The 21,882-nt window shown below is 66.1% G+C and carries 22 protein-coding genes; 12 read left to right on the forward strand and 10 right to left on the reverse strand.

Annotation, left to right across the window (positions count from 1 at the left end; all coding sequences use genetic code 11):
* The first annotated feature begins 52 nt into the window (after positions 1–52).
* The 9 genes from J7367_RS08710 (at position 53) to J7367_RS08750 (ending at position 8,501) form a co-directional block, all read left to right on the forward strand.
* Positions 53–616 carry a sigma-70 family RNA polymerase sigma factor gene (locus J7367_RS08710; RefSeq protein WP_003485439.1) on the forward strand — a complete coding sequence of 188 codons (564 nt, stop codon included), beginning with the start codon at positions 53–55 and terminating at the stop codon, positions 614–616.
* Positions 613–1,446, forward strand: a complete 834-nt coding sequence (locus J7367_RS08715) for an anti-sigma factor (protein ID WP_007974404.1) — start codon at positions 613–615, stop codon at positions 1,444–1,446. Before J7367_RS08710 ends, J7367_RS08715 begins: the two co-directional genes overlap by 4 nt.
* Positions 1,447–1,670: 224 nt before the next feature.
* Positions 1,671–2,669: an acyl-CoA desaturase gene (locus J7367_RS08720; protein WP_042676065.1), complete on the forward strand. Its 999-nt coding sequence runs from the start codon at positions 1,671–1,673 to the stop codon at positions 2,667–2,669.
* Positions 2,666–3,916: an FAD-dependent oxidoreductase gene (locus J7367_RS08725; RefSeq protein ID WP_057660903.1), complete on the forward strand. Its 1,251-nt coding sequence runs from the start codon at positions 2,666–2,668 to the stop codon at positions 3,914–3,916. Before J7367_RS08720 ends, J7367_RS08725 begins: the two co-directional genes overlap by 4 nt.
* Complete coding sequence (locus J7367_RS08730; protein ID WP_057660901.1) at positions 3,916–4,800, forward strand: DUF1365 domain-containing protein; 885 nt, start codon at positions 3,916–3,918, stop codon at positions 4,798–4,800. The genes J7367_RS08725 and J7367_RS08730 overlap by 1 nt, the downstream gene beginning before the upstream one ends.
* Entirely contained in the window at positions 4,797–6,092 is a 1,296-nt protein-coding gene (locus tag J7367_RS08735; RefSeq protein ID WP_057660899.1) for a cyclopropane-fatty-acyl-phospholipid synthase family protein, read from the forward strand. Before J7367_RS08730 ends, J7367_RS08735 begins: the two co-directional genes overlap by 4 nt.
* Positions 6,089–6,634, forward strand: a complete 546-nt coding sequence (locus J7367_RS08740; protein ID WP_057660897.1) for a DUF2878 domain-containing protein — start codon at positions 6,089–6,091, stop codon at positions 6,632–6,634. Before J7367_RS08735 ends, J7367_RS08740 begins: the two co-directional genes overlap by 4 nt.
* Positions 6,631–7,413 carry a DUF1295 domain-containing protein gene (locus J7367_RS08745; RefSeq protein ID WP_007967316.1) on the forward strand — a complete coding sequence of 261 codons (783 nt, stop codon included), beginning with the start codon at positions 6,631–6,633 and terminating at the stop codon, positions 7,411–7,413. Before J7367_RS08740 ends, J7367_RS08745 begins: the two co-directional genes overlap by 4 nt.
* A 17-nt stretch (positions 7,414–7,430) precedes the next feature.
* Positions 7,431–8,501, forward strand: a complete 1,071-nt coding sequence (locus tag J7367_RS08750; protein WP_022559747.1) for a cyclopropane-fatty-acyl-phospholipid synthase family protein — start codon at positions 7,431–7,433, stop codon at positions 8,499–8,501.
* 160 nt (positions 8,502–8,661) lie between these two features.
* On the opposite strand, the gene J7367_RS08755 is transcribed toward J7367_RS08750, so the two are convergent.
* Positions 8,662–9,009 (reverse strand): RidA family protein, encoded by a 348-nt coding sequence (locus J7367_RS08755; protein ID WP_057660895.1) that lies wholly within the window; start codon positions 9,007–9,009, stop codon positions 8,662–8,664.
* A gap of 10 nt (positions 9,010–9,019) precedes the next feature.
* Positions 9,020–9,898, reverse strand: a complete 879-nt coding sequence (locus J7367_RS08760) for a DUF998 domain-containing protein (RefSeq protein WP_306316024.1) — start codon at positions 9,896–9,898, stop codon at positions 9,020–9,022.
* Positions 9,899–9,990: 92 nt separating this feature from the next.
* Here J7367_RS08760 and mprF point away from each other — a divergent pair, with 92 nt between their 5' ends.
* Positions 9,991–12,555 carry a bifunctional lysylphosphatidylglycerol flippase/synthetase MprF gene (gene mprF / locus J7367_RS08765; RefSeq protein ID WP_057660894.1) on the forward strand — a complete coding sequence of 855 codons (2,565 nt, stop codon included), beginning with the start codon at positions 9,991–9,993 and terminating at the stop codon, positions 12,553–12,555.
* Positions 12,556–12,859: 304 nt separating this feature from the next.
* Here mprF and J7367_RS08770 read toward each other — a convergent pair whose 3' ends face one another.
* The 7 genes from J7367_RS08770 to J7367_RS08800 form a co-directional block, all read right to left on the reverse strand.
* Positions 12,860–14,233, reverse strand: a complete 1,374-nt coding sequence (locus tag J7367_RS08770; protein ID WP_057660892.1) for an AcvB/VirJ family lysyl-phosphatidylglycerol hydrolase — start codon at positions 14,231–14,233, stop codon at positions 12,860–12,862.
* Positions 14,234–14,302: 69 nt separating this feature from the next.
* The gene (locus J7367_RS08775; protein ID WP_031421812.1) at positions 14,303–14,497 is read right to left on the reverse strand and encodes an oxidoreductase-like domain-containing protein; all 195 of its coding nucleotides are present in this window, start codon (positions 14,495–14,497) and stop codon (positions 14,303–14,305) included.
* Between the two features lie 63 nt (positions 14,498–14,560).
* Positions 14,561–15,166: a hypothetical protein gene (locus tag J7367_RS08780; protein WP_057660890.1), complete on the reverse strand. Its 606-nt coding sequence runs from the start codon at positions 15,164–15,166 to the stop codon at positions 14,561–14,563.
* 35 nt (positions 15,167–15,201) lie between these two features.
* Positions 15,202–15,804, reverse strand: coding sequence for an RNA 2',3'-cyclic phosphodiesterase (gene thpR / locus J7367_RS08785; RefSeq protein ID WP_005911644.1), 603 nt, complete (start codon positions 15,802–15,804; stop codon positions 15,202–15,204).
* A 272-nt stretch (positions 15,805–16,076) separates the two neighbouring features.
* Complete coding sequence (locus J7367_RS08790; RefSeq protein WP_007967331.1) at positions 16,077–16,532, reverse strand: PA2169 family four-helix-bundle protein; 456 nt, start codon at positions 16,530–16,532, stop codon at positions 16,077–16,079.
* A 221-nt stretch (positions 16,533–16,753) separates the two neighbouring features.
* Positions 16,754–16,924, reverse strand: coding sequence for a hypothetical protein (locus J7367_RS08795; protein WP_057660888.1), 171 nt, complete (start codon positions 16,922–16,924; stop codon positions 16,754–16,756).
* Positions 16,925–17,089: 165 nt separating this feature from the next.
* Positions 17,090–18,301 carry an MFS transporter gene (locus J7367_RS08800; RefSeq protein WP_057660884.1) on the reverse strand — a complete coding sequence of 404 codons (1,212 nt, stop codon included), beginning with the start codon at positions 18,299–18,301 and terminating at the stop codon, positions 17,090–17,092.
* A gap of 243 nt (positions 18,302–18,544) precedes the next feature.
* Here J7367_RS08800 and J7367_RS08805 point away from each other — a divergent pair, with 243 nt between their 5' ends.
* Positions 18,545–19,639 (forward strand): alkene reductase, encoded by a 1,095-nt coding sequence (locus J7367_RS08805; RefSeq protein ID WP_057660880.1) that lies wholly within the window; start codon positions 18,545–18,547, stop codon positions 19,637–19,639.
* A 597-nt stretch (positions 19,640–20,236) separates the two neighbouring features.
* Here J7367_RS08805 and J7367_RS08810 read toward each other — a convergent pair.
* A complete protein-coding gene (locus J7367_RS08810; protein ID WP_057660877.1) occupies positions 20,237–20,572 on the reverse strand; it encodes a zinc ribbon domain-containing protein YjdM in 336 nt (111 codons plus the stop codon).
* Between the two features lie 114 nt (positions 20,573–20,686).
* Between J7367_RS08810 and J7367_RS08815 the strand changes: the two genes are divergently transcribed.
* Positions 20,687–21,736: a cation diffusion facilitator family transporter gene (locus J7367_RS08815; RefSeq protein ID WP_057660874.1), complete on the forward strand. Its 1,050-nt coding sequence runs from the start codon at positions 20,687–20,689 to the stop codon at positions 21,734–21,736.
* The last annotated feature ends 146 nt before the right edge of the window (positions 21,737–21,882 follow it).

Below are 21,882 nucleotides of genomic sequence, written 5' to 3' on the forward strand. Positions count from 1 at the left end.
CGCTCGGCCCAGTCCGGTAGCATCGCCCCCACCTCACCCAACGCCCGACCGCATGAGTGCCATTCCTGGCCACGACGACGATGAGACCGGACGCCTGCTGACCGCAACCGCCGGCGGCGACCGGCATGCTTTCGAAGCGCTGTATCGGCAGACCTCCGCCAAGCTGTTCGGCGTGTGCCTGCGGATGATCCCGCAACGTGCCGAAGCCGAAGAGGTGCTGCAGGACGTGTTCACGCTGATCTGGCACAAGGCCGGACAGTTCGACCCGAGCCGCGCACGCGGGCTCACGTGGCTGGCGATGATCGCGCGCAACAAGGCCATCGACCATCTGCGCGCCAACGCGCCGCAGCGCCGCAACGTGGCGCTGGACGATGCCGGCGAACTGCGTGCCAGCGATGCCTCGCCGCTGGATCGCACCGAGCGCGCCAGCACGCGCCGGCGCATCGATCACTGCCTGGCCGAGCTGGAACCGCCGCGCAGCGAGTTGATTCGCACGGCGTTCTTCGAAGGCATCACCTACGAAGAACTCGCCGCGCGCACCGATACGCCGATCGGCACGGTCAAGAGCTGGATCCGTCGGGGTCTGGCCAAACTCAAGGCATGTCTGGAACGATGAGTACGCCCTTTCCCATCGACCAGGAACCGCCGCGCGACGTGCTTGCCGGCGAATACGTGCTTGGCCTGCTGAGCGCAGAAGAACGCCTGGCGGCCGAACAACGCATCGCCACCGACGACCAGTTCGCCCAGGCAGTGCTGCAATGGCAGGAACTGCTGGCGCCGCTGCTGGAGGAAATCGTGGCGCAGACGCCACCGGACCAGGTGTGGGTACGCGTGCGCCAGGCGCTGGGCTTCGACACGCCCTTGCGCGCGGTGCCCTCTGCAGCACCGGTCAGCACGAGCGCGCCTGCAGCGCCGTTGTGGAACAGCGTGCGGTTCTGGCGCTGGGCCAGCGTCGGTGGCCTGGCCACGGCAGCGGTGTGCGTGCTCGCCCTGCTCAACCTGCGTACGCCGCCGGCACCGTTGCAACCGCCGTCGACCGGCGAAGTGGTGCAGACCCCGGTCACCCCGCCTGCGACCAATCCACCTGCCGCGACCGGGATCGCCATGACCTCGACCCTGGCCACCGAAGACGGTCGCCCTGGTTATGTGGCCTTGATGGACGCCGACAAGCACACCATCACGGTGACGCCGCTGGACCGCACCGCCACGGCCGGCAAGGTGCCGGAGTTGTGGCTGATCACCCCCGATGGCAAGGCGCATTCGATGGGCACCTTCGACGATCAACGTGCACGCCGTGCGCAGATTCCCGATCAGTTGATGCCCATGTTGAGCAACGAGGCCATTCTGGCCGTCACGCTGGAGCCGCCAGGCGGCGCACCCGGTGGCGTTGCCACCGGCACCGTGGTGGCCAAGGGCGGCATCAGCACGCTGGCGATGGCTCCCTGATCCAGCGCGCCTGACCTCGCCTGCAGGCACTCCGCAGGCGGGGCTCTCCAAAACAGCCTCATCCGCGCCTGTCTTCTCTGGCGCGGGCAATGTGTGCGCAGCTGCGCGATTCGTTCGCGACGCCAAGCGAACCCCACCCATGCGTGCGACGATCAAGCGGCCTGGTGCATCTGTTTGCCGGCAGCGTCCGTACTGGGTCACGACTACTCTATGGAGAATCACGCGTGCCGAGCACTGGCCTGGACCCTCACGCCGCAGCGCCGCAGCCCGCCACCGCACCACCGCGTGGCGGCCTGGCCGCACGCGTCGGCAGCCTGCGGCGCTGGGTGGATTCGCAAACCGACGAGCCCCTGGACGAAGCGCGTGCCGATCGCATCGACTGGCTACGTGCGGTGCCCTTCATCGCCTTGCACCTGGCCTGCCTGGCAGTGTTCTGGGTCGGTGCGTCCTGGTTTGCGGTGGGCATGGCGGTGGCGTTGTACGCGCTGCGCATGTTCGCGCTCACCGGTTTTTATCACCGCTACTTCTCGCACCGCGCGTTCAAGACGTCGCGGGTGCTGCAATTCGTGTTCGCTTCCATTGGGGCCACCTGCGTGCAGCGCGGGCCGTTATGGTGGGCGGCGCATCATCGCAACCACCATCGGCATACCGACACCGGCCGCGACCCGCATTCGCCGGCGCAGCATGGCTTCTGGTGGAGCCACACCGGCTGGTTCCTGACCCCGCGCAATTTCCGCACCGACTGGGACGTGATTCCCGATCTGCGCCGCTTTGCCGAACTGCGTTTTCTGGACCGCTTCGACATCGTGATGCCGGTGCTGCTGGCGCTGGGCCTGTACCTGCTAGGCGACTGGCTGGCAGTGGCTGCGCCCGCGCTGAAGACCAGCGGCGCGCAATTGCTGGTGTGGGGCTTTGTGATCTCCACCGTGGCGTTGTTCCATGCCACCTTCACCATCAACTCGCTGGCGCATCGTTTCGGCAGCCGGCGGTTCGACACCCGCGACGACAGCCGCAACAACTGGCTGCTGGCATTGCTCACCTTCGGCGAAGGCTGGCACAACAATCACCATTTCTTCCCAGGCTCGGCGCGCCAGGGATTGCGATGGTGGGAATACGACATGACCTGGTATGGACTCACCGCAATGTCGTGGGTGGGGCTGGTGTGGGACCTCAAGCCGATGCCGAAGCTGCTCACCCAGCGCGCCGAACGGGTGAAGCGATGAGCGAGGGCAGAATTGCCGTGGTCGGCAGCGGAATCGCCGGCCTCGGTGCAGCATGGCTGTTGTCGCGGCGCTACGAGGTGACCTTGTTCGAGGCCGCCGATTATCTGGGTGGGCATACGCACACGCACGACATCGACCTGGAAGGTCAGCGTTATGCGGTGGACAGCGGCTTCATTGTGTTCAATCCGCAGCACTACCCGCTGCTCACGCGCATGTTCGCCGAGCTGGACGTGGCCGCGCAGCCGACCACGATGAGCTTTTCGGTCCACGATGCACGCAGCGGGCTCGAATACAACGCCGGTAGCCTGAGTGGATTGTTCTGCCAGCGCCGCAATCTGCTCAGCCCGCGCTTCTGGGGCATGCTGGCCGACCTGCGCCGCTTCTATCGCCAGGCACCGGCGGTGCTGCACGGCGATGAGCGTTTCAGCACGCTGGGCGTGTATCTGCAGCGGCACGGCTATTCGGATGCGTTCCGCGACCAGCACCTGGTGCCGATGGCGTCCGCACTGTGGTCCTCGCCCTCGCAGACCATTCTCGAATTTCCCATGGGCCAGTTGATCGGCTTCATGGCCAATCACCATATGCTGCAACTGAGCGGACGCCCGCAGTGGCAGGTGGTGCGTGGCGGGTCCAACAGCTATGTGCGTGCGCTGCGGCGGCGCTGGCAGGTGATCGAGCGCCTGTCCACGCCGGTACAGGCAATCCGCCGCACGCCCAATGGCGTGGTGCTGAAGGCTTCGCGTTGCGAGGAACATTTCGACCACGTTGTGCTGGCCTGCCATGCCGACGATGCGCTGGGTTTGCTCAGCGATGCCACGCCGGCCGAACAACACATCCTCGGTGGCATCACCTACCAGGACAACGACACCGTGCTGCACACCGATGCCAGCGTGCTACCGCGCGACCATCGCGCCTGGGCAGCATGGAACGCGCACGTGCCGGCCGACCCGGACGCCGCCTGCACGGTGAGCTACTGGATGAACGCACTGCAGTCGATCGCGTCACCGCAGCCGTTCATCGTCAGCCTCAATCGCAACCACGAGATCGACCCCGGCAAGGTGCTGCGGCGCATGCGCTACCGCCATCCGGTACAGAACGCGGCGGCAGTGGCAGCGCAAGCGCGCAAGGCCGACATCCAGGGCGTGCAGCACACCTGGTTTGCCGGCGCCGCGTGGGGCTTCGGTTTCCACGAAGACGGCCTGCGCAGCGGCGTGGACGTCGCGCATGGCCTGGGAGTGCACTGGTGATGCAGCTGCTGCGCGAAGCCCATCCCGACGCGGTGCCGTTGCCCCCTACCGAGGGCAGCGGCGCCGGTCGCGTGGCGGGGCCATTGCGCAGCGCGATCTACACCGGCTGGGTGCGGCACCGGCGCTTCATGCCCAAGGCGCTGCATTTCCGCTATCGCCTGTTCCTGATGTATCTGGATCTGTCCGAGCTGGATCAGGTGTTCGCACGACGCTGGTTGTGGTCGGTGGGGCGCGCCAATCTGGCGCAGTTCCGGCGCAGCGACTATCTGGGCGATGCGAGCATTCCGCTGGACCAGGCGGTGCGCGACTGCGTGCAGACGCACACCGGCGAGCGTCCCGAGGGCGCGATCCGGCTGCTGACGCATCTGCGCTATTTCGGTCACGTGTTCAACCCGGTCAGCTTCTACTATTGCTTCGATCGCCACGACAGCCTGCGCTGGATCGTGGCAGAAATCACCAACACGCCCTGGCAGCAACGCCATACCTACGTACTGCCGGTCGCGCAGGCGCGCACGCATCGCGATGTGCATGCGTGGCGCTTCGACAAGCGCTTCCACGTTTCGCCGTTCATGGGCATGCAGCAGCGCTACGACTGGCGCTTCAGCGTGCCGGATGCGCAGTTGCGTGTGCACATGGATGTGCTGGACGCCGTTGGCGACGATGCCGGCGGTGCCATCGACAACAGCAGCACGCGCCGCTTCGACGCCACCATGGTGCTGCAACGTCAACCGCTCAGCGCGCGCAACCTGGCGCGCACGTTGCTGGCTTATCCGTTGATGACGGTGTGGGTGGTGATCGCCATCCACTGGCAGGCCTTGCGCCTGTGGCTGCGCGGCAACCCGGTCCACGACCACCCTCACCCGCCTGTGCGAGAACCCCGATGAACGCCACGTCCCTGCCCGATCACGCTGCGCCGCGCGCGGCCTCCTGGACGGACCGTCTGCTGCGCAAGCGCCTGCTGGCCACGCTTGGGCAACTGCGCGATGGGCAGCTGCAGCTGCATGAAGCCGGTACTGTCACCACGCTTGGCACGGCCACTGGCGCGCAGGCCTTGCAGATGCAGTTGCGCGTGATCGACCCCGGCTTTTATCGGCAGGCGGCGCTCAACGGCAGCGTCGGTGCGGGCGAGTCGTACATGGATGGGCAATGGCAGTGCGACGACCTGGTGGCGTTGATGCGGCTGCTGCTGCGCAACCGCGAGCGGCTGGACGCGATGGAGACCGGCACCGCGCGCCTGGGCGGCTGGGCCATGCGCAGCCTGCATGCGTTTGCGCGCAATACCCGCAGCGGCAGCCGGCGCAATATCGCCGCGCATTACGACCTGGGCAACCCGCTGTTCAAGCTGTTCCTGGATGAAAACCTGATGTACTCGTCGGCCATCTTTGTCGATGGCGAAGAGGCGCTGGGCGAAGCGGCGCTGGAGCGCGCGGCCACCCGCAAGCTCGAACGCATCTGCCAGAAACTGTGCCTGGCGCCGCACCATCATGTGGTGGAGATCGGCACCGGCTGGGGCGGCTTTGCGCTGCACGCCGCACGCGAACACGGCTGCCGCGTCACCACCACCACCATTTCCCGCGAGCAGTTCGAACTGGCCAACCAACGCATCGCCGCGGCGGGTCTGAGCGATCGGGTGACGGTGCTGTTGCGCGACTACCGCGACCTGGAAGGCCGCTTCGACCGCGTGGTCTCGATCGAGATGATCGAAGCCATCGGCCACCAGTATCTGGACACGTACTTCGCCAAGGTCGGCAGCCTGCTGGCTGACGATGGCGAAGCGCTGATCCAGGCCATCACCATCGAAGACCACCGCTACAAACAGGCGCTGCATTCGGTGGACTTCATCAAACGGCATATCTTCCCGGGCAGCTTCATCCCTTCGGTCGCGGCGATGACCGGCGCGATCGCGCGCGCCAGCGATCTGCGCCTGTTCAATCTGGAAGACATCGGCCCGAGCTATGCGTTGACCTTACGCGCGTGGCGGCAGCGTTTCATGGCGCAGTTGCCGCAGGTGCGTGCGCTGGGTTACGACGAGCGCTTCATCCGCATGTGGGAGTTTTACCTGGCCTATTGCGAGACCGGTTTTCTGGAACGCTCGATCGGCGATGTGCATTTGTGGCTAAACAAGCCCGATGCACGCCCGCCGCAATTCGTGCCGGGCCTCACCGCCGACGCATGAAGCAGCTCGGCAACTACCTCGGCCTGCAGGTGCTGTGGCTGATAGCGGTCGGTTCCGCTGCGCATGCGCGCATCTGGCCAACGCTGCTGGCGCTGGCCGTCTTTGCGCTGTACCAGCTGTGGCCATCGCGACGCTCACCCGGCGACGTGCAGTTGATGGTCGCAGCCTTGTCGCTGGGATTGCTGCTGGACACCACGCTCGCAGCGGGCAATTGGGTGCGCTACGCCGCGCCGTGGCCGGGCAGCCTGCTGGCGCCGCCGTGGATCCTGGCATTGTGGCTGGGCTTTGCGCTCACCCTCAACCATTCGCTGGCCGCGGCGATGCAGCGGCCGTGGCTGGCAGTGCTGCTGGGCGCCATCTTCGGGCCATTTTCGTACTGGCTGGCGCAACGCGGCTGGCACGCGGTGGAATTTCAATCGCCTTCCCTGCACGCCGTGCTTGCCGTGGGCATCGGCTGGGGCGTGGCCTGCGGCGTGTTGTCGCTGTATGCACGCCGGCTGGCGCGACCATTGCCCGATGACCCCACTGGAGAACTGCAATGAATGCCTGGCCGCTGCTGCATGTGGGCGTGTTCGCAAGCGTGGTGATGGTGGTCGGCTGGCTGTGGCAGCGTCGCAGCGGCAACGCCGGCCCGGTCGATGTGTTGTGGGCGGGCTGCCTGGCGCTGGCGGCGCCGTATTGTGCGTGGATGGCCGATGGTGCACTGCTGCCGCGCGTGCTGGTGGCGGTGCTTGGGGGCGTGTGGGGGGCGCGTCTGGCGCTGCACCTGGGCGTGCGCGTCTTCGGCGACCCGCACGAAGACGGCCGGTACCGCGCGTTGCGCGAACATTGGAACGGCAGCCAGCGCAAATTCCTCGGTTTTTTCCTGGCCCAGGCCGTGGTGGTGGTGCTGTTCGCCGTGCCGTTCCTCGCCGCTGCGAGCAACCCACATGCTGAATGGAGCGTATGGACAGGCATCGCGATCGTCGTGTGGTTGATCGCGGTCGGTGGCGAGGCGTTGGCGGACCGGCAGTTGTCGGCGCACAAGGCCAACCCGTCCAATCGCGGCAAGACCTGTCGCGCCGGGCTGTGGCGTTATTCGCGCCATCCCAATTACTTTTTCGAGTTCGTGCACTGGTTCGCGTATCTGGCGCTGGCCGTCGGTGCCGGCCCGTGGCCGGTGGCGCTGTGCGCGCTCGGGCCGGTGGTGATGTTCGTGTTTCTGTATCGCTTCACCGGCATTCCTTACACCGAGCAGCAGGCGCTGCGTTCGCGTGGCGAGGACTATGCCCAGTACCAGCGCAGCACCAGCGCGTTCTTTCCACTTCCCCCTTCGTCCTGAGTTGCCTGGAGAGTTGCATGTCTACCGTTACCGTCCCGCCCTCCGCGCAGCCTGAAGAAGCCTTCGCCACGCGGCTCGCCGAATCCGGTGTGCTGCCCGATGCCGTCTTGCGCCACGGCATCCGTCGCCTGTGCGCGCAGCGCCTGCGCGATGAGCGCGGCAACGATGCCGATGCCAGCGGCGAACGCCAGCGCGCCTTCATCGACAGCCTGCGCGCCAGCGCGATCGCGATCGAAACCGATGCGGCCAATCGCCAGCATTACGAATTGCCGCCGCAGTTCTTCACCCTGTGCCTGGGCCGCAGGCTCAAGTACAGCAGCTGCTATTGGGACGCCACCACGCCCAATCTGGATGCCGCCGAAGAACGCATGCTGGCGCTGTACGGCGAGCGTGCCGAACTGGCCGATGGTCAGCGCATCCTGGAACTGGGCTGCGGCTGGGGCTCGTTGACCCTGTGGATGGCAGAGCGCTATCCGAACGCCAGCATCACGGCGGTGTCCAACTCGCGCCCGCAGCGCGCGCATATCCTGGAGCAGTGCCGCGTGCGCGGGCTGAGCAACGTGCAGGTGATCACTGCCGACGTCAACGCGCTGACCCTGCCACCGGGCGACTTCGACCGCGTGGTCTCGGTGGAGATGTTCGAGCACATGCGCAACTACCGCGACCTGCTCGCACGCGTCGGCAGCTGGCTGGCACCGGGCGGCAAGCTGTTCGTGCACATTTTCTGCCACCGCGATCTGGCCTACCCGTTCGAAGTGGCCGGCGAAGACAACTGGATGGGCCGGCATTTCTTCACCGGCGGGCTGATGCCGGCGGCCGATACCCTGCTGCATTTCCAGCAGGACGTGGTGATCGAACAACGCTGGGTGCTGTCGGGCGAGCATTACGAGAAGACCGCCAACGCCTGGCTGGAAAACCAGGACCGTCACCGCGACCAGATCATGCCGCTGTTGAAGCAGACCTACGGCGACGACGCGCAGCGTTGGTGGCAGCGCTGGCGCATGTTCTGGCTGGCCTGCGCGGAATTGTTCGGCTACGACCAGGGCCGCGAATGGGGCGTGGCGCACTACCGTTTCGTCAAACGTTGATTGCACCGCCGGCAGTCGTTGCGAACATGACTGCCGGCCACCATGCACCGCGCGTGCGTACGTGCGCGCACTGCGACAACCGCACAGCAGGCACTTGGTTGCGCTGAAGCGCTGCGTGCCATCGCGCGCACCGCTTCAAGCGCCGCACCCAGGAACGCGGTCAGCCCGTCGCGGCGGTCACCACGATTTCCACCTTCCACTCCGGCCGCGCCAACCTGGCTTCAACGGTAGCGCGGGCAGGCGTGAAGCCGTGCGGCACCCACTCGTCCCAGGCCTTGTTCATGCCATCGAAGTCTGCGATGTCGGCGAGAAAGATCTCCGCACGCAGGATTTTGGTCTTGTCGCTGGCCGCCAGCGCCAGCAGCTTGCCGATCTCGCCCAGCACCTGGCGGGTCTGCCCGGTGATGTCCTGGCTGGTGTCCTCGGCAATCTGGCCGGCCAGGTAACACACGCCGGCATGGACGGTCATTTCGGACATACGCGGACCGGCATCGAATCGCTGCAGCATTTCAGGCTTCCTACGGTTGATTGACCCCTGCATTGTCCCGCGAATGCGGCAGGCGTGCAGCCCCGTCGCGCTCGCAGCGCGCCAACACCGTGCCCGCGCGCACCATCCAGACCACGATCAGCACGATGGCGATCTTCTGGCTGATGCCCAAGGGTGCGCTGGTCACCGTGACATGGAACAGCAACACCGCAAACGCTGCCCAGCCCAGCAGGAAGGCCGACGGAAAGTGCGCACGCCACCGCACATCGCGCCGGAAGTACCACGACTGCAGCAGCACCGCCGCAATGACGCACAGAAACGTCGTATCCGCAGACAGCACGTGCACCATCGCGGCCGCCTCCGGCGCCAGCTCGGGCATCCAGCTGTCGCCGATCGAGACCATGCACAGGCCCACTGCCGCCATCCAGAACAAACCCAGCACGGTGCGGCTACGCGCGGCCGGCGCCAACGCCGCATACAGACCCAGTGCCAGCCACGCCATGCTGGCGGCCAGCAGGCAGTAGGCGGTGCGCAGCAACAAGCCATACGGGCCGTGCAGATAGGCGCTCAGTTGCGCATCCACCCACCATAGATCGCGGCGCAACCATTGCAGCACCAGCACCAGCCCGATGAAGACCATGCCCGCGATGGCGGCGACGCGGCCGGCGTGGCCGCTCCAGCGCGGCGGCATGGCCCGCGCGCGAGGCGCGAACGTTGGGGAATCGGGTGGATTGCGCATCAGCAGCCTGTCTGCCTTCCAACTGTCATGGCGGTCCTGTCGTGTTCGTTCGGCACGCGTGTGCGGCTTTGCCCTATGATGCGCGCGGCCGGCCCGCACAGACACTGTGTCGGTACGATCGAACCAGGCGTTCACTGGATGTCGGCACCTTCGCAACCACGCTGCATGCACCCTCAACCCGACCGGCCCATGCATTGCAAACGCGCCCGCGGCACACCTCGTGCATGCATCCTCCTTCCCTTTCAGCAGATCCCGTTGCCCTCATGACGGATACCCCCGCGTCTTCCGAAACGTCCGCCAGCGGTTGGCGTCGCGCCCTGCCGGTCGTCATCAGTCTGGCGATCCTGGCGATGGCCCTGCATGCGCTGTCGTCGCAGTTCACCGACCACGGTTACCGCCAGATCCGGCATGCATTCCGTGCGCTGGGCGCGGGGCAGATCGCACTGACGCTGCTGCTCGGCTTGAGCAGCTACGCGTGCCTGGTGGGCTTCGACTGGGTGGGGCTCAAGCGCACCGGCAAGCAGTTGCACCCGGCACGGGTGGGTATCACCGCCTTCATGGCGCATGCGGTCGGGCAGACATTGGGCTTTGCCGCACTCACCGGCGGCGCCGTGCGACTGCGCGGCTACGGCAGCGTAGGCCTGACCCTGGCCGAGATCGGCCAGGTGGTGCTGATGAGCACCCTGGGCTTCATCTTCGGGGCCTGGGTGCTGCTGGGTCTGGCATTGCTGCTGGAACCGGAAGCGGCCGCGCGCGCGTTGCCGATTACCGCGCAGGCCATCCGCATCGCCGGCATCGTCCTGCTGGTCGGCTACGGGGCCATGCTGGTACTGGTCGGTAAACAGGGCCGTGAGTTCGGCATCCGTACCCACCGGTTCTGGTTACCGGACCGCACCACGGTGCTGGGCGTCACCGCACTGAGCGTGGTGGAGCTGGGCCTGGCCGCGGCCGCGTTCTACGTCCTGCTGCCACCGGAGCCCGGTACCGGCTACTTCGGCTTCATCGGCATCTGGCTGGTGGCCGTGGTGGCCGGGCTGATCTCCACCGTGCCGGCCGGCCTGGGCGTGTTCGAGTGGAGCCTGCTCAAACTGCTGCCGCACGTGACCCCCGCCGCGGTCCTGGCGGCCGCGCTGGCCTACCGGGTCACGTATTACATCGTGCCACTGCTGATCTCGGTGGTCATGGCGGCCGCCTCCGGGCTGCGCGCGCCGGTACGCGTCGGCGCCAGCACCGCGCGTACCGTGTGGAAGACCCTGCGGCCGTGGCTGCCGCAGATTCTGGCGCTGGCGGTGTTTGCGGTGGGTGCCGCGCTGGTGATCGACGGCACCCTGCCGACACCGCGCGCGCGCCAGGAAGTGGCGCCGCTGCCGCTGATCGAAACCTCGCATCTGCTGGTCAGTCTGGGCGGCATGATGCTGCTGCTGATCGGCCAGGGCCTGCAGCGCCGCAGCCATGCGGCCTGGGTGCTGGCGCTGGGCGTGTGCTTGCTGCTGCCGCCGTTGGCGCTGCTGCGCGGCAGCCATATCTCGGTGTCGTTGTCGGCGGCGCTGGCAGCGGTTGCGCTGTGGGCGGCGCGGCGCGAGTTCTATCGCCAGGGCGCGCTGCTGGACGAAGCCTGGTCGTGGCGCTGGCTGAGCAACCTGGGCCTGGTGCTGGTGGCCACGTTCTGGCTGCTGTTCTTCGTCTACAGCCATGTCGAATACAGCAACGATCTGTGGTGGCAGTTCGCTACCTCGGCCAATGCGCCGCGTGCGTTGCGCGCCGCGCTGATCCTGTGCGTGGGCGTGATCGTGTTCGGCATGGCGCGCCTGCTGCGGGGCGGGCGCAGGCCGATGCCGGCGGCCGATGCACAGACGCTGCAGACGCTGGCACCGATCCTGGCCACCAGCACCGATACCCAGGCCTGCCTGGCGCTGACCGGCGACAAGGCGTTTCTGCTGGATGAGCAGCACCGTGGCTTTGTGATGATGCAGCGCTATGGCGGCTCGCTGATTTCCATGGGCGACCCGGTCGGCCCGCCAGAGGTGGCGTGCGCGCTGATCTGGCGCTTCCGCGAAGAGGCCGACCACATGGGCCTGCGCCCGGTGTTCTACCAGGTCGGCGAACGGTACTGGCAGACCTATCTCGACATGGGGCTGACCCTGGTCAAGCTGGGCGAAGAGGCGATCGTGCCGCTGGAAGGTTTTACCCTGGAAGGCCGCGACCGCGCCGACCTGCGCCAGGCCTGGAATCGCGGCAAGCGCGGCGGCCTGAGCTTCCGCATGCTGCAGCCCGACCAGGTGGAGGAGGTGTTGCCGCGTCTGGCCGAGGTGTCGGAACAGTGGCTGGAAGAAAAATCCGGCGAAGAGAAAGGCTTTTCGCTGGGCAGCTTCGATGCGGATTACCTGCGTCGCTTCCCGGTGGCGGTGGCCGAGGCCGAAGGACAGATCGTGGCATTCGCCAACGTGTGGTGGGCACCGGCCGGCGGCGAACTCTCGGTGGACCTGATGCGGCACAGCGCGCAGGCACCGAAGGGCACCATGGATTTCCTGTTCATCGAGTTGTTCCTGTGGGGCCAGGCCAACGGCTACACGCGGTTCTCGCTGGGCATGGCGCCGTTGTCGGGCCTGGCCGAGCATCGCCTGGCCGGGCGCTGGAACCGCTTCGCCAGCCTGGTTGCGCGGCACGGCGAGCGTTTTTACGGATTCAGCGGTCTGCGCCGCTTCAAGTCGAAGTTCGCCCCGGCCTGGCGTCCACGCTACCTGGTCGCCCCCGGCGGCATGCATTTGCCGGCCGCCTTGCTGGATGTCACCCGGTTGATCTCGGCCGATCCTGGACGGCAGGAGTAAGCCTGGCGGGACGCTGGCGGCAGGCATGCCGATCTGGCGGCACTGCTTCGCCGCTCACCAGCGCGGATGTCGAAATCCCAGGCGCATTCCAGTTCATGAAATGCCGGTTTGCCAGCAAGCTGCCGCACATCATGGAAGCGCGGTGTGCCATTCGGGGCGGGACTGGATGGCGGCATGAATGCCGCCACCGAGTTTCCAGGGATGGAGTTACAGCCTGCCCCGAGACCGGAGGCGGCACCGCACAACCGACCAAGGCCAAGGCAGGCGCCATGGTCGGCGCCATCAGATCAAACGATGTCCAGCCTTACGGCTTCGACAGCGCGTGCAACTGGTCCATGATCGTCTTGGCCAGGGTTGCGTAATCGCCCTTGAAGTGGTGATCGCCCGGCAGTGCGACCCGCCTGGCCACGTTTGCGGGCAGGCTTGGGCACAGCGCATCGTCGTCGTCCTGGCCGTAGATGCACACCGTCGTGCCGGCCGGCAGGCGCTGAACTTCCGGTGCGATCGGCAGGCCCTCGTCATCCGAGCCCAACCAGTTGCTGACGTGGAATTCGTAGTCGGCCAGCTTGCCGACCGACAACAGCGCCGTCATGCGCAGGTTCTGCTTGGTCGCCGCCGGCAGTTTGTTGATGGCTGCCGGCAGCACGTCGGCCCCCTGCGAAAACCCGATCAATACCACGCGCTGACGATCCCAGCGCTGCGCATAGATGCGGGCGATGCGATCCAGGTCGTCGGCAAATCCTTGCGGCGTGCGCTCGGTCCAGAAGTAACGCAGCGAATCCAGGCCAACCACCGGAATGCCTTGCGCGGCGAGTGCGTCGGCCACTTCTTCGTCCAGCCCGGCCCAACCGCCATCGCCAGAAACGAAGATCACGAACGTGTCGTCGTCGCTGTCGCCGTCCGGCTTGGCCGGCAGCTCCACCACCGGCAGATCCGCCAGACCGCCCGGCGGCGGCGGCAACGCCACGCCCTTCTGCTCGCCCAGCGAACGGACCGCGGCACGCAGGCCGGGCAGGATGTCGCCTTGCGCTGAGCGCCGGAAGGTTCGCGCCTGCGGCACCTGCTGGAGGAAACCCTCCTCGGCAGCCGCCGGACAGCGTTTGTCCTGGCTGGCCGCAAGCACCCAGGGAATCTGCAATGGCACCGGCAACAGCGTATTGGTCCCCGGGCGCACACCCGGCTGGCAGATCGCCTGGTTGGACACGGTGGCTGGGCAGAGCCCGTCGGTCAGCACGCCGGCCAATACATGCGGCTTGGCTTGGGCCGCGATCGCATAGGCCAACGCGGCGCCCTCGCCATCGCCCACCAGCAGCGGCAGACGGTAGGTAGGGATGTGATAGAAGGCCTGCACGTAGCGCGAGAAATTTTCCACATCGCCGACCGAGAACATGCAGGTGCCGCCGGCTTTGCGCAGCACGGCGTACAGGTGCGCGGTGTCCACCACCGCCACCATCGCACCGTCGGCGCGCAGGCTTTCTGCCTGGGCCTGGCGCTTGGCGGCATTGCCCGCACCGGCCAGCCAGATCACCACCCGTTGCGGCTCGCCCCTGGGCATCAGCACCGGCACCTGCTCGAAACGGCCGTGGCTGACCGGTTCCGGCGCCTGCGCGGCAGCCATGCCCGACAGCGTCACCATCGCCGCGCCGCAGAGCGCGCTCCACATTTCAAGTCGTCGCATGTCGCACCATCGGGAAAAGTGGTTCAAAGATAATCGTTCCGGACTGCAGCGCGAAGCGCAGCACCTTGCTCATTGCGCCTCGGGGCGGCTGACCGCCGGCTGGCGCGCTTCCCACGCTGCCAGGGCCTGGCGGTAACGCGTCAGCTCCTCGGCGTACAGATCATGCACGCACAGCGGACAGCCGCTTTCACAACATTCGTTGGGCGCAGGCGGCTGCGGGGCGATCGGGCGTGGGTCTGGGCTGGAAGCAGCGCTGTCGTGCATGCGGCCATTGTAGCGTGCGCATCGGACTCAGCCGGGCATGCGGCCCGGACCGGACGGGCACGCTCAGCGTCCCAGCCGCCGACGCAGATTGGCGCGCGCGGCACTGTCGTGGTGGGTATGGAAGTAATCGCTCAGGAAGATGCGCGGTTGCTTGAGCACACCCGCCAGGAACCGACGGCGATTGAGCCGGCACAGCACACTGGGTACGTGCCCGCGATACTCCTCGGCGATGGCCTGATCGTAGGCATCGAATACAGCCGCGGGCGCGGCCAGGATCGCCATGTCGCAGTCCAGGAACAGCGCGGCGTCTTCATCCACGTCCTGAGGCTGCAATTGCCCATGCCGGGCCGTGAGCAGGATCAGCGCATGCACCCGCCCGACATCCACCGGCGCCTGCGGCCACCAGCGCGGGATGGATTCGGACGCCATCAGTGCCGATTGCGCTTCATTGTCGCTGCGCCCGGGCTGATACACCGCATCGTGGAATAGCACCGCCAGCCAGACCTCTATCGGCTGCTGCCAGCCCGGCCCGGCTGCGACCTCGGCATAGTGCTGCAGCACCGCGCGGACGTGGCCGAAGTGGTGATAAGCGCGCGGCGGCGTGGCATAGGCCTGTTCGAGTGCGGCCAGGTGGTCGGCGTGCAATGGCAATGGCGTAGCGATGTCCATGTCCGCAGGCTACCGCGTGCGCGCGGCTGTGCACATCAGCGCAGCGACCAGCGGCCTTCGATCTGGTAACGCGACTGGCCAAGAAAGCTGCGCACCAGCGCGAAGTCGCGCACGGTCCAGGCAAGCGCATCGCAGCGCCGCTGCGGCACCGCCTGATTGCAGTACAGCAGCGTCATGTGCGGCGTGTATTGCGCGTCGCCGGCAATGCCGACATGCGCCAGCTGCCTTCCCAATGCGCCCTGCAGCTCGTAAAGCCCGCGCACCTGCTCCTCGCCACGCAGTACGCAGGGAAGTTGCGAGCGCCTGCCACCGAAAGTGCCGACGCGATCGAACTCCACGGCGAAGGCGTCCATCTGCACGCGCGTCGCGGCCTGGCTGGCGCGGCTCACCAACGAGGGCGGCAGACCACCTGCGTAATCGCCCAGGTGATGCAGGGTCACATGCAGCCGCTCGCGCGCTAGCGGCTTGCCTTCGGCGTGCCCGCCTCGCAACAGGCTGTCGGCAATCCGCGCGGCATGTTCGGCAGTGGGCGCATCGGCCATCACCGCGAAAAACAGACGTTCGGTCGTTTTCTCTTCCCCAAGTCCGAGCGACAACTGCGCCTCGGCCGATGACAGGTACAGGAACTGTTGCTTCATGGATGGATGCCACGACCGCGCAACGCGGGCCTGCCTGAAGAAGGGCGGCGGATACTAGCAGACCCGACGCGTGCCGAATATGCCGGCACGCATGACGCGGATGTGGAACCTATTTGTACGCGTGGAACTGCGATTGCGGTGTCAGGTCCTGCACTCGCGCCGCGACACAAAAAGAAACGGGCAGCGTATGCTGCCCGTTTCCGCCTTTATCGTTTTGCTCCCGAGCTGCATCGGATCGGTGACGATGCACATCGGTTCAATGCGCGCGCAGCTTATGCGGCACTCTTCATCGCATGCTTGCGGTTACGCATGACGTCATGGCAAGCGCGTACTTCCGGCAGCAGGCGCAACGCGGCGTCGCGTGCAGCGACCGGGGTGTCCTGGTCGGCGATGGTCTCGTCGAACGCCTTCAACAGGCGGTCTTCGGATTCTTCCAGCTCGGCTACATAGCCGTACTTGGTGTCGCCCAGGGTCGCGCGAACCTTGCCGTAGAACTGCTGCATGCTGCCCACCAGGGTGCCGTGCTGTTCCGGCGTGCCGCCAACGGCGGTGACCACACTGCTCAGGCTGCTGACGATATCGGTCTTGACGCCAGCGATGCGACGAAACAGCGTTGCGAGCTCCGCATCGCCCACCTTGGCCGCGGCTTCTTCATAGAAGTCCTTGCCGTCGCGCGAGATGGCGATGAGGTCGTTGAGGCTATGCTCGGTCTTGCTCTGAATGCTCATGTAGGGCTCCTTGTTGGGATGGGCCGACGCTGCGCTGTGCGATCACTGCGCATGCATCGGAAAGTGAGTCAATCGATGGGTTGATTGCAGTACCGCCGCGTTGTGTACGGCCTCATCCTCGCGTCGCTCGCATAATCGATATGTGAGCGATGTAGGTATCATCCTCACGCCATCGTGCAGGCGATGAATCGCAGTTCATCCATGCCAACAGCAGGTCAAGATCACTTCGGCTGGCGACTGACCCACATGTTGTCAACCAGGTTCGGATACGGCCGCCCCGCCTCTTCAGCACGCTGCTTGGCAGCTGCCTTTTGCGCGTCGGTCAACGGCGTCGACTTCGCCTTGCCCTTGGGATTGGGGCGCTTCCACGGTGGTGGAGTGAACTCGGTCATGGCACTGTTCGGTCCGCTTGATTGAGCGCGAAGTCTCGCCGGCCCCCTGTGAGATGTCTGTAGTGACGCCACGTGGTCTGCTGCGGATCGCCGCAGAGCGGCGCAAGTGCTGCCACCTGAGCAAAACGGCGCCGCGGACGCTCGACGCATCGCGGCACCGGCAACTCAGCAACTCCTCAATACCGTACGTTGCTGATGACGTTCCTGCCACACCGCCGCTGCATAAACCAGCAACCCGCCGAGCGCGGTGGCCGCGCCGACGTAACCGGTGGAGGTCCACCCCCAGCCCGCCGTGATCGCCATGCCACCCAGCCATGGACCCAATGCATTGGCTGTATTGAACGCTGCGTGGTTGGAGGCTGCGGCCAGGGTCTGCGCTTCTGCCGCCACGTCCATCAAGCGTGTCTGCAAGGCTGGCGCCAAGGCCCCCATGGTGCCGACCGCCACGACGGAGACGAACACCCACACGGCTGATTGCGCTGCCAGCGGAAACGTCAACATCACCACCACCGACCACACCAGCAACACCGGCACCGCGCGGAACTGCATGCGATCGAACAACCAACCGCCCAGGATGCTTCCCAGCACCCCACCCACGCCGAATGCCACCATCGCCAACGGAATGCGCGCTGCGGTGACGCCGGTCACCGCAGTCAACGTCGGCGCAAGGTAACTGAAGACGCAGAACATGCCGGAAAAACCCACCGCCCCGATCGCCAATGCCAGCCATACCTGCGGCTGATTGAACGCGCGCAATTCGCGCAGCGGCTGCTGACGCGGCTCCTCCGGCTGCGGCAGCAACAGGACCGCCACAGCGGCTACCGTGCCCAGCGCAATCACCGACACCGATGCATAGGCCCAGCGCCAGCTCACGATTTGCCCCAGCCAGGTCGCCAGCGGGTTGCCCACCAGCAGCGCAACGCTCAAACCCAACAACACGCGCCCCACTGCAGTGGCACGTTGATTGGGCGGGCTGATCGATGCGGCCACCAGCGACGCAACGCCGAAGTAGGCGCCATGCGGCAGCCCGGCGATGAAGCGGCACAGCAGCATGGCGTGGTAGCCCGGCGCCAATGCGCTGGCCACGTTGCCCAGCGCATAGAACACCATCAACAGTAGCAACAAGGTGCGCCGCGGCCAGCGCGCGCCCAGGATCGCCAGCAAGGGCGCACCCACCACCACGCCCAATGCGTACGCGCTGATGACGTGACCGACCTGCGGCTCGGTGATCTGCAGGCCCTGCGCAATCTGCGTCATCAGGCCCATGGTGGAAAATTCGCTGATGCCGATCGCAAAGCCGCCCATCGCCAGCGCAAGCAGGATCAGCACGTAATCGCGCCGGGACACGCGTGGCGAAGAAAGATCGGCATCGGTCATGCCCGACTCCAGAAATGCAGGGCGGCCTATTATTGTGCAATGCAGCAGAGCAGGAAAGCGCGACACCATGACTCGGTTGGGCGCCAGCGCCTAATCCATCACAATTACGCCGCGTTCAACGCGACAGGGACGCTGTGTCCTATCTGCATCGCTCGAATCTGCTTCACTCCACCACCATCGCTACGGAGCACCGCGATCGGCGCGGCGTCGCGCCTGGCGCGTGATCAAATCGACTGGTTGCTGATGTCCAAATCCACTCAATCCCCCTTGTTCTCCCCGGTGCGCCTGGGCGCACTGGATCTTGCCAATCGCGTGATCATGGCCCCGCTGACGCGCAACCGCGCCGTCGCCGGCCAGGTGCCCTCGCCGCTTGCTGCCGAGTACTACGGCCAGCGCGCCACCGCCGGCCTGATCGTGGCCGAAGGGACCCAGATCAGTCCGCTGGGCCAGGGCTATCTCGATACGCCCGGCATCCATACCAAGGAACAAATCGAGGGCTGGCGCGCTGTCACTGACGAAGTGCATCGTCGCGGCGGCAAGATCGTGCTGCAGCTGTGGCACGTTGGCCGCGTCTCGCACACCAGTGTGCTGCCCCCGGGCGAAGTACCGGTTGCGCCCAGCGCCATTCGCGCGGAGGGCAAGACCTTCACCCAAAACGGGTTCGAAGACGTGTCCGAGCCGCGTGCGCTGGCGCTGGACGAAATCCCCGGCTTGATCGAGGACTACCGCATCGCGGCGCGCAACGCGATCGATGCCGGCTTCGACGGCGTGGAGGTGCATGCGGCCAACGGCTATCTGCTGGACCAGTTCCTGCGCGACAGCTCCAACCAGCGCACCGACGCCTACGGTGGCGATATCGAAAACCGCACCCGCCTGCTTGCCGAGGTGGTGCAGGCGATTGCCGATGAAATTGGCGCCGAGCGCACCGGCGTGCGCTTGTCGCCGGTGACACCGGTGTACGGCGCGCACGACTCCGACCCGCAGCCGCTGTTCGAACGTGCGGTCGAGCGCCTCAACCTGATCGGCGGGCTGGCTTTCATCCACGTGATCGAGGGTGCGACCGGCGGCCCGCGCGACAACATCGCCTTCGACTACGCCGCGCTGCGGGCCAAGTTCGACGGCGCCTGGATCGCCAACAACGGCTACGACCGCGGCATGTCCGAACACGCCATCAGCAGCGGCTACGCCGATGCGATCGCCTATGGCCGCCCGTTCATCGCCAACCCGGACCTGGTGCGTCGCCTGCGCGAGAATGCGCCACTGGCCGAGCTCGACCAGGCAACGATGTACGGCGGCGGTGCCAAGGGCTATACCGATTACCCCGCATTGCCGGAGTGATCGCCTGATCAGCGACTGACCACGCGACCGCACCTGCCAGCGCACGGTGCGGTCGCTGTGGGTGACGCCGATGCACTGCATGCCTGCTGTTGACGGATATCGGCTGCCTCCCTCGCATGCCGGCCGCTGGCGCTATGCGGCCTATCGGCGATTGCCGGGCGAACCGCTGCTGGCATCCTGCGCATCGCACGCGCGCATGGGATCGTGCGTTGTTGGCATTGGGTTTTTCGCCGGTTGCCAGGCGCGCCCGACATTCGTCACCTGGGCCTCCGATCCGCAACGCCCCCATCACGACACGTGACCTCGCCGCGGCGCATGCGCGCTACCGTCGCGATTGCCAGCACGCAACGCTGGCCGACGATGCAGCACGCTCATTGCCAAGAATGTGCGCCTGCTCGCTGCGGTTCTGCTCGGCAGCCCGTTCGTTGGCCGTGGCCTGCCAGCCACATCGGCACCGGCTGCATGGTGGCATTGGTGTATCCGCGCGATTAGCGCAACTGGCCAGCAGTGCCCCATCCACAGGTACATTGCGCACTCGTCAACATCGCGCATTGACGTCGCGCCCACCCACATTGCAGCGCCATTGGTTAACCGCGCTTACGCCTTGCGCAGGAAACAGGTCTTCAACACCAGGCCCTTGATCTTCTCCGAGTTGCCCTCGATGTGTTCGGCGTCGTCTTCGACCAGGCGAATATTGCGGATCACCGTGCCCTGCTTGAGCGGGATCGACGCGCCCTTGACCTTGAGATCCTTGATCACGGTCACCGTGTCGCCGGCCTGCAGCACGTTGCCGTTGCTATCGCGCACCACCGTCGTGTCTGCCGCGGCGTCGCCTGCGCTCCATTCGAAGCCGCAATCGGCGCAGATCCACATCGCGCCATCGGCATAGGTGTTCTCCAGTCCGCATTGCGGACAGGCGGGGACGGTAGGCATGCAATTCCTTGATCGAAGCGGGCGTGGATTGTAGCCGCCCTGCCACGCGATCACGCACCCGGCACGGCGATGGCGCGATAGTGCGACGCTTGTCGAATGCCTCGCAGGTCGCGCGTGTCCCATCAGCCGGTGTCCCCTTCCCCGCGCACAAACCCATCCTCCCCTCGCCTCGAACAGAGCGAGCCCTCGGCCAGCGGCAATGGTCCAGGCAAGCCTAAAGGTTCGCACGTGGTGGTGTACGTGGCACTGGCGGGCAATCTGGCCATTGCCGTGGCCAAGTTCATCGCCGCCGGCATCTCCGGCAGCTCGGCCATGCTCAGCGAAGGCGTGCACTCGCTGGTGGACACCGTCAACGAAGTGCTGCTGTTGTATGGCTTGCGCCGCGCCGCGCAGCCACCCACTCCAACCCATCCGTTCGGGTACGGGCGCGAGCTGTACTTCTGGAGTTTCATCGTCGCCCTGCTGGTCTTCGCGATGGGTGCGGGCGTGTCGCTCTATGAAGGCATCGTGCATCTGCGTAACCCGGAGCCGGCCAAGAGCCATCTGGTTGCCTACTGCGTGCTCGGCGTCTCGATCGTGTTCGAAGGCATTTCATGGGTGGTGGCGGTGCGCGAATTTCGCTCCAAGAAAGGCCGCATGGGCTATTTCCAGGCATTTCGCCAGAGCAAGGACCCCACCACCTTCACCGTGTTGCTGGAAGACAGCGCTGCGTTGATCGGTTTGCTGATGGCGCTGCTCGGTCTGGCCGGTGCGCAATTGTTCGACATGCCCGAGCTCGACGGCATCGCCTCGATCGGCATCGCCGGGGTGCTGGCGTTTACCGCATTCCTGTTGGCGCGCGAAACCAAGGGCCTGCTGATCGGCGAGCCGGCGCATGCGCATGTCACCGACTCGCTGCTGCGCATCGCCGCCAGCGACCCGGACGTGCGTGCGGCCAATGGCGTGCTCACCATGCAAATGGGCCCCAACCAGGTGGTGGCAGCATTGAGCGCCGAGTTCGAAGACAGCCGCACCACACCGCAGATCGAGGCCTGCGTCGGGCGGATCGAAGCCGCTGCCAAGCAGCAACATCCCGAACTTACCGCACTGTTCGTCAAGCCGCAGACCCCGGAAACCTGGCGTGCACGGCGGGCGCAGATCGAGAGCGGAACAGAGCCCGACTGAGGCAGACCGAAGCGTGCGGCATGCAGATGTCGTGATGCATGCCTGTCGGTCACCACGGCGCCGCGTTGATCCATCGAACGCAGCGCCAACGCCGCAATCGCCGATCGCGCTGCGGACGTCAGCCCGACGCACACCACGCTTCAATC

This window comes from Xanthomonas sp. D-36-1 (assembly GCF_017746155.1).
GTDB lineage: Bacteria > Pseudomonadota > Gammaproteobacteria > Xanthomonadales > Xanthomonadaceae > Xanthomonas > Xanthomonas cissicola.